The following is a 15,209-nucleotide window of genomic DNA, read 5'->3' as shown; positions in this document are numbered from 1 at the left end:
TTATACAATTTTAATTAATAACCTTATAACAAATTATTGTGCAACCCCAAGTTAAACAGAATATAGATTTGGGGTTATTTTTTTATGACTATTAATGTGCCTCAAGCCAATCATCGGCCAGTCCCATATCAACTTTTAGCGGACAGGCCAGTTCGTAGGCTTCTTCCATAAGCTCTTGCAGTTTTGCAGGTACGTCATCGGCTTCATCGACGGGAACCTCAAAGATAAGTTCGTCATGCACCTGCAGCAGCATACTCGTATCCAGCTCATGCTCTTCCAGATACTGCTGTATGTCGATCATGGCCTGCTTAATGATATCGGCTGCCGTACCCTGTATGGGCATATTGATGGCTGTACGTTCAGCGAATGAGCGCACATTCCAATTTCCAGAATTGATCTGGGGAATATATCGCCGGCGTCCCAATAAAGTTTTGACATACCCATTCTCCTTCACAAAGTTCTTGGTCTCATCGATGTACTCCTGTATACCCGGAAATCGCTCAAAATACTGCTCAATCATCTCCTTCCCTTCCTCATTACTGATATTCAGACGATTGGCCAATCCATAGGCACTTACGCCATAGGGAATCCCAAAGTTTACCTCTTTAGCCTTGCGGCGATGATTCGAAGTAACATCTTCGATATCATCAAGTTCAAAAATTTCTTTCGCAGTACGAGAGTGAATATCCTCATCGTTATTAAAGGCTTCCATCATATTCTCATCTTCAGCAATAGAGGCAATAACCCGTAGTTCTACCTGCGAGTAATCCGCAGACAGCAGTTGATATCCTTCATCAGCAATAAAGGCTTTGCGAATTTCACGCCCCCTTTTGGTTCGGATAGGGATATTCTGCAAGTTCGGATTTGAAGAAGACAGACGACCCGTAGCAGCTATACTCTGGTTAAAGCTGGTATGAATGCGCCCGGTCTCATTATTAATAAGTTTGGGTAACGCATCTACATACGTCGACTTTAGCTTTTTCAATGCCCGATATTCCAAAATAAGATCCGGTATCTCATAATCAGAAGCCAGCTTTTTCAATACCGATTCAGCCGTAGAATATTGTCCGGTTTTGGTCTTCTTGCCCGCCGGTAGCCCCATTTTATCGAATAGCACTTCGCCTAGCTGTTTCGGAGAGTTAATATTAAATTCAGTACCTGCCTTTTCATAAATAGTATCTTCTAATTCCAGCAGCTCCTCTCTTAGCTCCGTAGAGAACTCCTCAAGCATCTCTTTGTCCAAAAGTATACCATTCATTTCCATTTCGGCAAGAACCTCCATAAGCGGAAATTCGAGCGTTTCAGCAATATCATCGAGATCATCCTCTTCCAACGCATCACTTAACCGCTCATATAATCGCAGGGTAATATCTGCGTCTTCACAGGCATATATTTTGATATCGGCAGCATCAATTTCATCCATCGACTTCTGCTTACGTCCTTCACCAATTAAATCAGTAATGGGAATACACTCATAGTCCAAATATTCTTCAGCAAGAGTATCCATTTTCAGCTTTTGGTCTGCATCAATAAGATAGGCTGCAATCATGGTATCAAAGGCAGGACCTTGCACCTCCAGGCCAGCTCTGTTCAACATCATATAATCGAACTTATAGTGATGGGCTATTTTTAAGGTGTCTTCATCCTCAAAAAGCGGCGTCAAGATATCCAGTGCTTCTTTTTCCGGAATTCCCCCTTCCACATTAACGGGGATATAATAGGCTACACCGGGCGTTGTGGCCAGTGAAATTCCCACCAGCTCATTCTCCATGGGATCAACCCCATCGGTTTCGGTATCGAAACAGAGCCGTTCTTTCCCGGATAGTTTCTCCACCAGTGTTTTAATCGCTTTTGAAGTGTCAACCAACTCATAGCTGACGATATCTTCATCGTACTTCTGAAGTGGAGATTCTTCATCCGTATCATCATCCGCAATAAAAAGGTCTGCCTGGTTTTTATCTGCCGGCTCCGACTTTTTATCAGCTGAGCGTGTAACCTTTTCCCCAAGATACTTTTTAGTGAGCGTACGGAACTCCATCCGCTTAAAGAAAGTCCCTAACTCTTCATCATGAGCTCCTCCCCACTCCAGCTGCTCCCATTCAACAGTATTGGGTACATCCGTTTTAATCGTCACCATCTCTTTGGCATGCAGCGCCTCCTCTTCATACTCCTGCAACCCTTCGCGGTGACGTTTGGAACTCATATTGGGAGCATCTTCGATAGCTGCCTCCAGCGACCCATACTCATTGATCAACTTAGGTGCACCTTTTTTCCCGATCCCTTTAACACCGGGAATATTATCAGAGGTATCACCTAAAATGGCTAATACGTCAATCACCTTTTCAGGATACACCCCAAAATAATCTTTCACCCCTTCACGATCGATCTTATTAAAACCGCCATTCTGGTTATCCGGTTTGTACATGGTGATATGATCGTGCACCAACTGCATAAAATCTTTGTCCGGGGTTACCAAGAATACATCCACATCTTCGGCATTTGCCCCTTCGGCGATAGTGCCAATAATATCATCCGCCTCATAACCATCTTGTTCAATATTTTTTATCCCATAGCCCTCAATCATCTCTTTAATAAGAGGAATTCCGATTGTAAGCTCTTCGGGTTGAGGTGGACGGTTTGCCTTATAATCGTCATCCATTTCGTGCCTAAAAGTGGGTTTATCGGTATCCCATGCTACTGCAATATGACTTGGTTCGTGCTCTTGAAGCAGTTTTTCTAAGGTATTGGCAAAACCTAATATCGGACCTGTGGGAATCCCTTCGGAATTCTTTAAATTACTGCGGATGAAAGCATAGTGCGAACGATAGGCCAAAGCCATACCATCCACTAAAAACAAGAAACTCTTAGACATTCTGGATTTTATTTTACTTGGTTAATTATTTTTTTCTACTGGCAAAAGGAAAGGTAAAACTTTTTGCCATCGTTTTCGAATAAGTACTTTACTCTACAATATTGATCACAATTTTACATGGGCTTAAAAAACGAAGCTAAATCTGCTTTCCAAAATACAAAATCGTTTTATAAAGAATATGTTTCCGGGATGACCCGGGAGCGGATCGGTAAAGAATTTTACAACGATACCGACCGGCTCAAGCAGCTTTATTCAGAAGCGATTAATGAGGATATGGAACAGAGGCGCAGTTCCGAAATACCGGGACATATGAAATTCCTGCGACTCTTTTCTTCCCTAACTCAGCGGCTAAATCCCACCCGTAGGTTATTATTCGGATTATCTTTGATTTCATTCGTAGCATATTATCTATTCGGATTTCTGCAGATTACCGGATTCGTAATTTTTTATGACCTACTGGTCCCTTTTGCTTTCGGTTCTATGCTCATGCTTCTACTGGTTGAGCTGCTAGAAAAATCGGACGTTAAGCGCGAAATTGACCTTGCCCGTGAAATTCAACTCAGCTTATTACCCAATACTGAGCATGAAACCGAAAATCTCGAAATCGTATCTTTTGCTAATACAGCCAAAGATGTAGGCGGCGACTATGTTGATATTATTGAAACCGACAAAGGCACATATATCGTTATTGCCGATGTTTCCGGCAAGGGATTATCAGCTGCCTTGTATATGGTACGCATGCAGGCACTTGTACACCTGATTATTGAAAAAAGTAATCCCACGCCCAAAGAACTTTTTATGGAGCTCAATAACTATGTGAAATCGGATATCAAGGACAAAACGTTTGTCACCGCTTGTGCCGGTTTCTTTCCCAAGGGAGAAGACAAACTTATCTATGCCCGAGCCGGACATAATGCCCCCATCTTTTTTAGTGACGAACGAGATGCCACCTTTGATCTCCGTTCCGACGGTTTCGCTCTCGGTATGACATCATCACAAAACATGGAACACCACCTCCAGGAAAAAGTCTTTCATTTCAAATCCGGCGACAGCATCTTATTCTATACCGATGGTCTTACCGAAGCCCGTAATGAACTGGGTGAAGAATATGGAGAAGATCGTCTTGACGCCATACTTAGTGTGTATGGCTCATTACATGCCAAAACGATCATCCATAAAATTCAGTCATCTTTAGAAAACTTTATCGGCCAGGAGAAACCCGCTGATGATATCACCTTTACCTGTGTACATCATAACGAATAGTACACCTTAGCGGCTTTTATCCCACTAAGTTACGTGCTTTTTCAACGATATGATCTGCCGTCAAACCAAAGTTTTCATAGATATCTTTAAATGGCGCCGAAGCTCCAAAGTGATCTAAGCCAATAGCCATCCCTTCGGATCCTATCCATTCGCGCCAGCCAAAGGTGGCCGCGGCCTCAATAGAAATACGGGCCGTTACTTCAGATGGCAGTACCTGTTGTTTATAGGATTCGTCTTGCTCACGGAACAATTTCCAGCAAGGCATACTTACGACCCGGGCATCTATCCCTTCGCCAACAAGTGTATCTTTAGCCTTCATAGCATACTGTACTTCAGAACCGCTTCCCATAAGAATAACATCTGGCTGATCTTTTTCAGAATCTGCCAAAATGTATCCACCTTTCAGCGTATTTGATGCCGCATTCTCCTCTGTTCGTTCAAAGGTAGGCACACTTTGTCGTGTAAGTGCAAGCAGTGATGGTCCCTCTGTATGGCTAATGGCAGCTTTCCAGCTCCAGGCTACCTCATTCGCATCAGCAGGACGTAATACCAAAGCATTAGGCATTGCACGCAATGAAGCTAAATGCTCAATCGGCTGGTGCGTGGGGCCGTCTTCACCGAGTCCTACACTGTCGTGGGTAAAGACAAATATTGAAGGAATATTTGAAAGTGCAGCAAGACGAATAGCCGGACGACAATAATCCGAAAAGATTAAGAATGTTCCGCCATATGGAATCACTCCGGTATGTAAGGCCATACCATTTAGTGCTGCTCCCATAGCATGCTCGCGAACTCCGAAGTGAATATTCTGTCCGCTATAGTTCGAAGCACTAAATATTCCGGAATCATCAATCCAGGTTTTATTACTGCCGGTAAGATCTGCAGATCCCCCTATCAAATGAGGAATTTCAGGTGCTAATGCCTGGATGACTTTGCCCGACGAAGCTCTGGTAGCTAATCCATCTTCATCAGTTTCGAAGGTGGGTAAAAATTCTTCAAAATTGGTCGGTAGTTCTCGTGTTATAGCTGCCTGGAACTGAGTAGCTTGCTCAGTATATGAGTCTTTGTACTGATCGAACAGGGCCTGCCATTGATCACGGACTTCACTCCCCTGTTCCCTTGCCGCTCTAAAGTGTTCTAACACATCATCAGGAATATGAAAAGTAGCTTCCGGATCCCATCCAAGATTTTCTTTTGTTTTCTTGATCTCATCTTCACCTAAAGGAGCTCCGTGCGAGGAAGAACTATCTTGCTTATTAGGACTTCCAAAACCGATATGCGTTCTGCAACGAATCAGCGATGGCTTTTCAGTCTCTTTTTGAGCTTCTTGAATCGCTTTTTCAACCGCATCACGATCATGACCGTCAATTTCTATAACATGCCAATCGCAGGACTCAAATCGCTTAGAAACATCTTCTGTAAATGACAAGTCGGTACTTCCATCGATAGAGATCTCATTATCATCATAGAGATAAATAATTTTCCCCAGCTTTAGATGACCGGCAAGTGAGGCCGCCTCTTGTGAGATTCCTTCCATAAGATCACCATCACTAACAATACCGTAGGTGTAGTGATCAGTAATGGGCAATCCGTCTTTATTATATTTGGCCGCCAGATGCTTTTCAGCCATCGCCATACCAACACCAGTAGCAAAACCCTGCCCCAATGGCCCGGTTGTAGTTTCTACCCCCGGTGTGTGCCCATATTCGGGATGTCCGGGGGTAAGACTATTCCACTGTCGAAAGTTTTTTAATTCTTCTAACGACAGATCATAACCGGTAAGATGCAATAGACTATATAATAACATAGATCCATGTCCTGCCGAGAGGATAAAACGGTCTCTATTGTACCAATCGGGATTAGCAGGATCATGCTTCAAAAATTTAGTCCAGAGTACATATGCCGCATCGGCCATCCCCATAGGCATGCCCGGGTGCCCGGATTCTGCTGCTTGCACAGCATCCATCGATAGGGTTCTGATCGTATTTACGCACAGCTCATCAAGCGAGGTAATGGTGTGATTCATGATTATTATATAGAGAAGGTTTAGGAAATTAAGATCAAATAAATTAGAAGCTGAAAATAGCCATTGCTAGGCTCACTTAAAAACGAAAGAAAAGGTAAGCAAATAAAAAAGGCCTCCCCGAAAGGAGGCCCTAAAAAACCTAAAATAAAAAGTACTTAATTAGTAGCACTTTCACACTTCAACTCATATTCCATCTGGTGTTCTGCCGGCGATTTAAATGAACCGTAAGCAGCATTGCTAAAGGCGCTACAAGCATTTTCTTTTTGACCTAACCCTTTATAAGCAGTTGCCAGTTCAAAATAGATTTTCGCTTTCTCAGTTTTACCACCTTTTTCGTAGTCCAAACCTTTTTTAGCGTTATTAGCTGCTTGCTGCCAGTTTTGCAAATTATTATGTGCCTCAGCAAGGCGGAAATAAGCATCAGGAGACGTTGAATCATACTTTAAGGCTTGATTTAACAGGTTAGTAGCCCTCTCAAAGTTTTCATTACTAATATCTTGAGCTCCCTGGTATACCAACTGATCATGAGCAGATTCTTTAGCTCTGGTAGCTGTTCCATTTTCTCCTAGCTTCTCAGCAATTTCTATAGCTTTATCAAACTGAGCGATAGCATCATCAATATTTTTGCTATCTACCTTTTTCATAACTATGCCCTTTTGATAGTAGGCTTTGGCATAGTTAGCATTGCGTTCGATAACTTTATCAAGAGTGGCTAAAGCATCTTGATAATTCTGCTGCTTGTAATAAACTAGCGCTTTGGAATACATTAGCTTTGTCACTATTCCTTCAGCCTTTTTAGCACGACGTTGGTCGTTGTACTTTGCGGCCATGTCTTTAGTATTTCGAAACTGACTAATTGCTGCGTCTAGTTTTTCTAACTTTTGGTCGCTTTGAAAAGCTTTATATTTCTGCAAGGCCAACTGATAATGGACTTGTGGCAACTTTTTCTGTGACCGCTCTAAAATATCCTTCCCTTCTTCACCCAAATTCTCAGCTTGGGTCATTACTTGGTTGAACAAATTAATTGCTTGTTCTAACTGCCCATTTTGAGCTGATTCTAAGGCTTTGTTATATGTTTTAATCGCCGTTCGTTTGTCTTGTGCCTCTACATTAGACACCGCCCCTATTAGAAAAAGGCTAACTACAACGGCTGTTATGCATTTTTTAAACAATTTCATTATCCCTTCGTTTTTTGTTGAATTTTGAAAACAATAAATGTAATGAATTAAACATCTATTTTAAAAGTAAAACTTAAAGCAGTCTATTTTATTGTGCAATAGAATTTCAACTTGTACATATTTTATAGGGCTCTTATGGTAATTTGTTTCCTTGAATCACAAAACAGATTAAAAATTGGGACTTAAAGTATGCTTTTGATAGAATTCACATATAATGTTAACGGCCTCATCGGGATCATCGGTTAAATGAAATAACCTGACATCATCTGCCGCTATTGTCCCCTCTTCCACCATACGTTCTTTTATCCAGTCTACTAACCCTTCCCAATAATCAACACCGATTAAAACGATTGGAAAAGTATTTATCTTTTTTGTCTGGATAAGTGTCATCGCCTCAAAAAACTCGTCCAGCGTACCAAAACCTCCGGGAAATACGATAAATCCCTGAGCATATTTTACAAACATAACTTTTCGGGCAAAGAAATAATGAAAGTTGATGATATAATCATTATCAACAAAAGCATTTACTCCCTGCTCATGAGGCAAGGTAACCCCCAATCCAACAGATTTTCCACCCCCTTCCTGGGCTCCCTTATTAGCTGCCTCCATAATCCCGGGTCCACCTCCTGTGATAACACCGAACCCTTGATCAGTAACTTTTTCAGCTGTTAAGCGAGCCAACTCATAGTATACATCCCCTTCCACAGTACGTGCTGAACCAAAAAACGAAACGCACGGTCCTATTTTAAAGAGCTTATCAAATCCATCAACGAATTCACCCATAATTTTAAAAATACTCCACACATCGCTAGAGTGGCTGTCATCAAAATGTTCAGGGACTTTGAGTTCTTCACTTTCATTCTTGTTATCCATAAGCGCCTACTATTTTGTTATTAAATCTATTGAAAGAGAAATTCCCGGAGTGGCCTGTGCAGTTATTGCCGGTTGAATGCGGGGCCTCATACTAAGGTCTTTAGAAACATCAAACGACCGCATATGAGCAAACACATAGGCATCTACAATATTGAGGCCATAAGCTAATACTATACCAACATATACCAGGTCGCGCCGGTTTCGATATTTATTACGTATATTACGTAATTCACGCAGGTTAGCATCTCCAGGTATATATGATGGTGTGGGCCCAAATCGTAAATCGTTGTCAGTGTCTGGATTGAGATTATAATAAGCAGCACGATAATCATGGTACTGCTTTGTTAGATGCACACTATAATATCCGAGCCCCCCCAGTAAACCGTACACAATAGGAACTTTCCAGATCTGCTTGTTAATAATCTGCCCCCACCCGGGTATGATCATCGATTTAAACATTACGCTTTTGGGATTAGGCAAACCAGGCGTAATGGTATTTTTTGTAGAATCAGAATAGCTTGATCTAACTAATGGGGTGGATGGCAAAGAGCTGTATTCGGAATAATAACTGATATCGGTAGATATGTTATTGGTATGCCCCTGCCCCAAAGCAGGTACAACTCCAGCAAGAATGGTAAAGCTAAGAGATAGCGTCAAATAGATCGAGCAGGCGATCCAGCTCTTCATCCGAATAATATTCGATACGTATTTCGCCACCATTCTTTTTTGATTTGATATTTACTTTAGTACTTAGTTTACGTCTCAGGCGATTGGATATTTCTTTATAGAGGGCTTTATTCTCTTCGTTTGATTCCTCTTTCGATTTCTTATCTTCTTTCTTATTAAGATTCCGAACAAGCTTTTCGGTCTTTCTAACAGAATATCCCTTATCGATAATTTTATTGAAGATCTTTTTTTGATCTTCTTCATCTTCAATCGGAATTAACGCACGGGCATGCCCCATCGATATCTTACTATCACGCAATCCAGCTTGTATAAAGGCGGGTAAATTAAGCAGCCGAAGCATATTTGTTATCGTGGTTCGGTTTTTTCCAACTCGTTCTGCAACCTCTGCCTGGGTATACCCGGCCTCGTCAATAAGGCGCTGGTATCCAAGGGCCACTTCTATGGGATTCAGATCTTCGCGCTGTATATTTTCAATAAGTGCAAACGAGATTATATCCTCGTCATTAACTTCCCGGATATAGGCCGGTATCTCGGTTAGTCCTGCTAGTTTCGAGGCTCGCAAACGACGTTCACCGCTAATAAGCTCGAAACGCTTTTCCCCGATGTAGCGAACGGTAATAGGTTGTATCAGCCCGTGCTGCTCAATGGAATCGGCAAGCTCTTCTAAGCGCTCTTTATCAAACTCTTTACGAGGCTGATGAGGATTGGGGCGGATATTCTCAACCGGAACTTCTAAAACGATATTAACTCGTTTCTTAGGTTCTATATAGGCTGTACCTTCGGTTCCATCACCTTTTTGGGCTTCTTCTGAACCTTTTTTAGCCCCCTCAGAATCCTCATCATATTCGGGAAAAAAGGCGCCTAATCCTCGTCCTAAGACTTTTTTTGATGCCATGAATTATATACTCCTTAGCCCTCTGCTAAAACGGGGCTGTCTTTAAAAAGATCTTTGTTACGTCGAATAATTTCGCGCGCAAGAGCCAAATAGTTCTTCGCTCCAACACTGGTTGAATCATAAAGCACAGCAGGTTTTCCAAAGCTTGGAGCTTCTGCCAATCGAACATTACGCTTTATAATCTGTTCAAACACACGATCATCAAAATACTTGCGAACCTCATCGGCAACCTGGTCAGAAAGGCGAGTTCTGGTGTCATACATAGTCAGCAACACACCTTCTATCTCGAGCTCTGTATTGAGATGCTGCCGCACGATTTTTATGGTATTTAAAAGCTGACCCAACCCTTCCAGGGCAAAATATTCGCATTGTACCGGAATAAGTACAGAGTCGGAAGCGGTAAGAGCATTAATGGTAAGAAGGCCGAGCGAAGGAGGGCAATCGATGATAATAAAGTCATACTCTTCACTAAGCCCCTCCATTGCTTTCTCTAAGATATGTTCCCGCTCTTCCCGATCGATCATCTCAATCTCAGCTCCCACTAAGTTGATATGAGAAGGCAACAGCTCAAGAAACGGCAATTCCGTTTCACGGATAGCATCTTTTGCATCCACCCCGCCAACCATCACTTCATAGACAGAATTGGTTACCGTTTTGGATTCAATACCTAAACCGCTTGTAGTGTTACTTTGAGGGTCGATATCAATAATAAGAGTGGTATGCTCAACTGCAGCTAAACTCGCTGCCAGGTTAATAGCCGTAGTTGTTTTACCAACGCCCCCTTTCTGATTGGCAATGGAAATAATCTTACCCATGTGCGATAATTATAGAACTATTAGTAATGTAACGAATCAAAAATATAACGGGATGACTTATGCTAAACAAGAATACTTATTAACAAATTGTCAACCCACTTATCAACATTCTTATATCACTGAATGCCAGTGTATTATAACTGATCAGTTCAGAAAATATTTTATATGTTTCACAGCATGTTTCATGTTAGCTCTAAAGTTTGGCAAAAAAAGATTCAAAACCAACTCATAAAAAAAGCCGAATACCGGACCTGGCATTCGGCTTTTCAGAATTATCAGAAAAATTACAGCACGCTATCAATAGCAGTGTAATCCATATCAAATGCCTCTGCAACATCTTTATACACAACATCACCATTGACAATATTGAGCCCTTTCTTTAGCTCTTCATCTTCAGCAAGGGCTGTTTGCCATCCTTTGTTGGCGATATCTACAGCATACGGTAATGTTACGTTTGTAAGGCCAAGCGTAGAAGTGAACGGTACCGCACCTGGCATATTTGTCACACAGTAATGTACAATGCCATCAACATCATAAATGGGGTTGTCATGCGTAGTAGGCTTAGAAGTTTCGAAACAACCGCCCTGGTCAATAGCAACATCTACTAATACGGCACCTTCTTTCATCGTACCAAGCATCTCGCGTGTTATCAGGTGCGGGGCCTTAGCTCCTGGCTTTAATACAGCACCTATAACCATGTCAACATCGGGCAAAAGCTTTTTAATATTAGCTTCCGATGAAAACATCGTATCGATATTAGAAGGCATTACATCATCCAGATATCGCAGTCGAGGCATATCAATATCCATGATTGTAGTATTTGCCCCCATACCGGCAGCTATCTTAGCAGCATTAACACCCACAATACCGCCGCCAATAACCATAACGTTAGCGGGTTTTACGCCGGGAATACCACCAAGAAGCACTCCTCGGCCTCCCTGTGCTTTTTCCAGGTATTTAGCTCCTTCTTGTGAAGCCATTCGTCCTGCAACCTCGCTCATAGGCACTAATAGTGGAAGCGATCTGTCAGCCTTTTCAACCGTCTCGTAAGCAATAGCGATACAGTTGGAATCGATAACAGCTTCGGTAAGCTCACGGCTGGCAGCAAAATGGAAATAAGTAAAAATAATCTGCCCCTCCTGCATTCGGTCATATTCAACCTCGATAGGTTCTTTAACCTTCATTATCATTTCAGCCTGCTCCCATAGCTCATCAACATCATCGATGATCGTAGCTCCGGCTTCAATATATTTTTCATCAGAAAAACCACTGCCAATTCCAGCCCCTTTCTCGATCAATACATCATGACCGTTGCGCTTCATTTTTAATACGCCTCCGGGTAGCAGGGCGACGCGGTTTTCATGTGTTTTTATCTCTTTGGGTACACCTATAATCATGGATACAAATGTTTTGTTATAAGAAAATGCTTCGGGAATAAAATCCGTGCGAAAGGTAGGTAATTTTTTCGAAAAAATTTAACTCTATAGCTTAGAATATATTTAAACTCGAATAGTGCTTAATGCTGGGTAAGCTCTTGATATTTGGATAATCCCAATTCCGTAATCGTAATATGCCCATACAGTAAGGGGCCGCCTATCGTTTTGATCTCTATATATCCTAACTCTTCTAAGTATTCGAGAACATTTTTTATCTCCGTACGGTCCAGATTTAAACTGGCATTAATTTTTTTTACAGCTATTGGATGTGAAGAATCTTTTTGTGCAGAGGCCAGTGTGGCAATCTCTTTTAAAAGGTCTTGGTACTTTCTGCTGAAGTCGCTGCCGATAATCATGTGCTGAAATACTTATATCTGGAAGGTATTGCGTACCTAAATACAAGCATTAGATCTGAACAAACCGTTACCTAAATATTATTAAACTGTTAAGAGATATTTTGTATCCGGTTTAAAAACAACAAAGATTGGGAGCGTAACACAAAGAGGGGTAAAAAAATAAGGCCTCACAAGTATCAGTTGTGAGGCCCTGACTATTCATCAAGAGAGACACCCGTTTCAGGGCGCCCCACAAAATCGGGATTTTTAGCATTTTTTCAAAATGACATATCATACCTTTATCCCCTCCTAATCACAATATGACGGCCTTTATCAGGATTAAACTTCAACATTTCAAAATTATGACGTTCATCACTACTTTGGCTGTGCGAGATTATTTAATATTTCTCACATCAATGTTGTTTAATTATAATTACATACTTTTAAATGCTCTGTATTTACATTATCCTTAAACGCTATTCAAAGAACGCAATTTATACAGCATGATATCCAAAGAAATACTAAAAAAAGTTCGAAAAATTGAAATTCGTACAAAGGGAATGGTTAATAATATCCTGGGCGGCGAATACCAATCGGCTTTTAAAGGTCGGGGGATGGAATTCTCTGAAGTTCGAGAATATAATTACGGAGATGACATTCGACAAATTGATTGGAATGTTACGGCCCGCACCGGCGATCCCTTTATAAAACAGTTTGAAGAAGAGCGTGAACAAACGCTGATGCTGTGTGTTGATATCTCTCCGAGTGGCATGTTTGGAAGCAAAGGCCAAAGTAAAATGGAGCTTTCTATAGAAATTTGTGCTGTACTGGCGTTTAGTGCTATTAAAAATGGCGATAAAGTTGGCCTTATTCTCTTTACAGATGAAATTGAGAAAGTAATTCCCCCTAAAAAGGGTCGTAAACACGTACTCCGTTTGATACGAGAGTTATTAACTACAGAACCCAAAAGCACAGGAACTGATCTCAGCGAAGCCCTCTCTTATGTAAATAGACTCCTCAACCGCCGGGCTATTGTAATTTTTGCCAGTGATTTCCAGGATGAGAATTATGACAAACAGATGAAAATCACCAGTCAAAAACACGACTTGGTAAATATCTTTATTAATGATGAATATGAGGATGAACTCCCGGACTTGGGGCTGGTTCCTCTAAAAGATGCCGAAACCGGGAAAGAAGTATTAGTAGATACCTCGAGCGAAAAAATACGAAAAGAGTATTTAAAGAAGCGAACAATACAGAAAAAAAAGCTTCGTGATCGGTTCTTGCGGATGAAAATTGATACCATCGAACTCAATACCAACGCATCTTATGTTCGTCCGCTCATGTCATTCTTCCGCCGAAGGGTACACCGTTATTANAAGGTTAATAACTGTATATGAGATGCTGAAACAAGTTCAGCATGACAAGATGTGACTAGTTTTGCAAAGCCCCCTAATAGTCACTCAAATGGGTAACGATCTTATCATCCTGCCCGGTACTATCAACAGGAACAGGCTGTGTTTTTTGTAACTGCTGATCCAGAGAATTCCTTACCTTTTTAAAATCATCCATCAAGCTGTCCGGGACCGATTCCGAAGAAGGCAGATCAATTCCCAGGGCATTGACGGGGCGATTATTTTTATACAAAGAGTAGTGCAAATGAGGACCGGTAGACATTCCCGTACTCCCGACATAAGCAATTACCTGCCCCTGCTCTACTTCCGCCCCTCGACGAATACCATCTGCAAAACCACTTAAATGCATATAGGCTGTTTGATATACGCCATTGTGCTGAATTTTTACGATATAACCACTTCCTTTATCGTATCCTGCTTTTGTAACAACCCCATCTCCTACAGAAAGTACGGGAGTTCCGCGTGGTGCAGCATAATCAATTCCATAATGTGGACGACGCTTTTTAAGGATGGGATGATATCGATTTCGTGAAAATGGCGAACTTATACGCTGATTAAATTTAAAGGGAGCTTTCAAAAGAGCTTTTTCCACACTCTTTCCTTCAGCCGTAAAATAGCCGTTCATATCACCTTTATTAAACTTATATGCTCGAAAGCTATCTCCACGATGATTGAATGTGGCAGCTAAAACATCTCCTACGCTCCAAAACTCATCTCCGATAAACTGCTTTTCATACAATACTTTAAAAGAGTCGCCCTCGCGCAAACCAAAAAAGTTTATCTGCCATGCAAAAATATCTGCCATCTTATACGCCAAAAGCGGACTTGCCCCCTCTTCACTTATCGTTTGGTACAACGAACTTGAAACCTCACCCGATGCTACTGCCTGCTTTTTCGTAAGCGGACGTGCTGCTCGATAGGCTTTAAGTGAATCTTGATTCCAGTCAAAAACAACATACTCCAGTTTATTGGGTTGCCAAACTAAACGTGAAATACCACCACTATCTGCAGAAGCGTAAGTACGGTATCGCTGCCCCGGTCTTAGATTATCAATATCCAGCACACTTTGGGCCTTTTGAGTGAAGGCATGAATTTCTCTGGGGGTAAAATCAAATTTATCCAGAATCAGATATAAACTTTCATTGCGTTTAATCTGGTGGTCAGCAACTTCAAAACTATCCACAGGCACCCCAAACATATCACGATCCACAATTTCAGTGGAATCTACCTCCGGCCCAGTCGGCTTTTTTTGTACCTGCGAGCTATCCTCTTTTTTGTGTGAGCTGCAACTAATTATTACAAAACCAATTGCTATCCCTAATAAAAGCGTTCTGAACATACTAATCTGTTATTTATAAGTAATACTCGCCCAACATACTATTTTCATAAAATTAATGCACATCTAAAATTATAC

Annotated in this window: 11 protein-coding genes and 1 pseudogene; 2 read left to right on the top strand and 10 right to left on the bottom strand. The window is 41.5% G+C overall.

Annotation, left to right across the window (positions count from 1 at the left end; genetic code table 11):
* Positions 1-91: 91 nt before the first annotated feature.
* Positions 92-2,872 carry a DNA polymerase I gene (gene polA, locus G3569_RS00985; RefSeq protein ID WP_165265161.1) on the bottom strand — a complete coding sequence of 927 codons (2,781 nt, stop codon included), beginning with the start codon at positions 2,870-2,872 and terminating at the stop codon, positions 92-94.
* A gap of 117 nt (positions 2,873-2,989) precedes the next feature.
* Between polA and G3569_RS00980 the strand changes: the two genes are divergently transcribed.
* Positions 2,990-4,135, top strand: a complete 1,146-nt coding sequence (locus G3569_RS00980; protein WP_165265159.1) for a PP2C family protein-serine/threonine phosphatase — start codon at positions 2,990-2,992, stop codon at positions 4,133-4,135.
* A gap of 16 nt (positions 4,136-4,151) precedes the next feature.
* Here G3569_RS00980 and tkt read toward each other — a convergent pair whose 3' ends face one another.
* From tkt to G3569_RS00940, 8 genes are all read right to left on the bottom strand, one after another.
* Positions 4,152-6,161 (bottom strand): transketolase, encoded by a 2,010-nt coding sequence (tkt, locus tag G3569_RS00975; protein ID WP_165265157.1) that lies wholly within the window; start codon positions 6,159-6,161, stop codon positions 4,152-4,154.
* Between the two features lie 155 nt (positions 6,162-6,316).
* The gene (locus tag G3569_RS00970) at positions 6,317-7,339 is read right to left on the bottom strand and encodes a tetratricopeptide repeat protein (protein WP_165265155.1); all 1,023 of its coding nucleotides are present in this window, start codon (positions 7,337-7,339) and stop codon (positions 6,317-6,319) included.
* A gap of 168 nt (positions 7,340-7,507) precedes the next feature.
* Positions 7,508-8,212 (bottom strand): LOG family protein, encoded by a 705-nt coding sequence (locus G3569_RS00965; protein ID WP_165265153.1) that lies wholly within the window; start codon positions 8,210-8,212, stop codon positions 7,508-7,510.
* A gap of 9 nt (positions 8,213-8,221) precedes the next feature.
* Positions 8,222-8,899, bottom strand: a complete 678-nt coding sequence (locus G3569_RS00960; protein ID WP_165265151.1) for a DUF5683 domain-containing protein — start codon at positions 8,897-8,899, stop codon at positions 8,222-8,224.
* The gene (locus G3569_RS00955; protein WP_165265149.1) at positions 8,853-9,794 is read right to left on the bottom strand and encodes a ParB/RepB/Spo0J family partition protein; all 942 of its coding nucleotides are present in this window, start codon (positions 9,792-9,794) and stop codon (positions 8,853-8,855) included. Before G3569_RS00955 ends, G3569_RS00960 begins: the two co-directional genes overlap by 47 nt.
* A gap of 14 nt (positions 9,795-9,808) precedes the next feature.
* Entirely contained in the window at positions 9,809-10,609 is an 801-nt protein-coding gene (locus G3569_RS00950) for a ParA family protein (RefSeq protein WP_165265147.1), read from the bottom strand.
* A 284-nt stretch (positions 10,610-10,893) separates the two neighbouring features.
* On the bottom strand, positions 10,894-12,006 hold the full coding sequence (gene ald, locus G3569_RS00945) for an alanine dehydrogenase (protein WP_165265145.1): 1,113 nt from the start codon (positions 12,004-12,006) through the stop codon (positions 10,894-10,896).
* A gap of 119 nt (positions 12,007-12,125) precedes the next feature.
* Positions 12,126-12,401, bottom strand: a complete 276-nt coding sequence (locus G3569_RS00940; RefSeq protein ID WP_165265143.1) for a hypothetical protein — start codon at positions 12,399-12,401, stop codon at positions 12,126-12,128.
* Positions 12,402-12,883: 482 nt separating this feature from the next.
* Between G3569_RS00940 and G3569_RS00935 the strand changes: the two are divergent.
* Positions 12,884-13,758, top strand: a pseudogene (locus G3569_RS00935) (DUF58 domain-containing protein); the annotation flags it as partial.
* Between the two features lie 74 nt (positions 13,759-13,832).
* Here G3569_RS00935 and G3569_RS00930 read toward each other — a convergent pair.
* Positions 13,833-15,134: a M23 family metallopeptidase gene (locus tag G3569_RS00930; RefSeq protein ID WP_165265141.1), complete on the bottom strand. Its 1,302-nt coding sequence runs from the start codon at positions 15,132-15,134 to the stop codon at positions 13,833-13,835.
* Positions 15,135-15,209: the final 75 nt, after the last annotated feature.

Source organism: Fodinibius halophilus, assembly GCF_011059105.1.
Lineage (GTDB): Bacteria > Bacteroidota > Rhodothermia > Balneolales > Balneolaceae > Fodinibius > Fodinibius halophilus.
The sequence above is the reverse complement of the archived record's forward strand: the minus strand, read 5'-3'. Positions and strand labels throughout refer to the sequence as shown.

Bases quoted from the DNA above. Each gene is read 5' to 3' on its own strand.
- polA (WP_165265161.1), bottom strand. From the start codon at position 2,872: ATGTCTAAGAGTTTCTTGTTTTTAGTGGATGGTATGGCTTTGGCCTAT.
- G3569_RS00980 (WP_165265159.1), top strand. From the start codon at position 2,990: ATGGGCTTAAAAAACGAAGCTAAATCTGCTTTCCAAAATACAAAATCG.
- tkt (WP_165265157.1), bottom strand. From the start codon at position 6,161: ATGAATCACACCATTACCTCGCTTGATGAGCTGTGCGTAAATACGATC.
- G3569_RS00970 (WP_165265155.1), bottom strand. From the start codon at position 7,339: ATGAAATTGTTTAAAAAATGCATAACAGCCGTTGTAGTTAGCCTTTTT.
- G3569_RS00965 (WP_165265153.1), bottom strand. From the start codon at position 8,212: ATGGATAACAAGAATGAAAGTGAAGAACTCAAAGTCCCTGAACATTTT.
- G3569_RS00960 (WP_165265151.1), bottom strand. From the start codon at position 8,899: ATGAAGAGCTGGATCGCCTGCTCGATCTATTTGACGCTATCTCTTAGC.
- G3569_RS00955 (WP_165265149.1), bottom strand. From the start codon at position 9,794: ATGGCATCAAAAAAAGTCTTAGGACGAGGATTAGGCGCCTTTTTTCCC.
- G3569_RS00950 (WP_165265147.1), bottom strand. From the start codon at position 10,609: ATGGGTAAGATTATTTCCATTGCCAATCAGAAAGGGGGCGTTGGTAAA.
- ald (WP_165265145.1), bottom strand. From the start codon at position 12,006: ATGATTATAGGTGTACCCAAAGAGATAAAAACACATGAAAACCGCGTC.
- G3569_RS00940 (WP_165265143.1), bottom strand. From the start codon at position 12,401: ATGATTATCGGCAGCGACTTCAGCAGAAAGTACCAAGACCTTTTAAAA.
- G3569_RS00930 (WP_165265141.1), bottom strand. From the start codon at position 15,134: ATGTTCAGAACGCTTTTATTAGGGATAGCAATTGGTTTTGTAATAATT.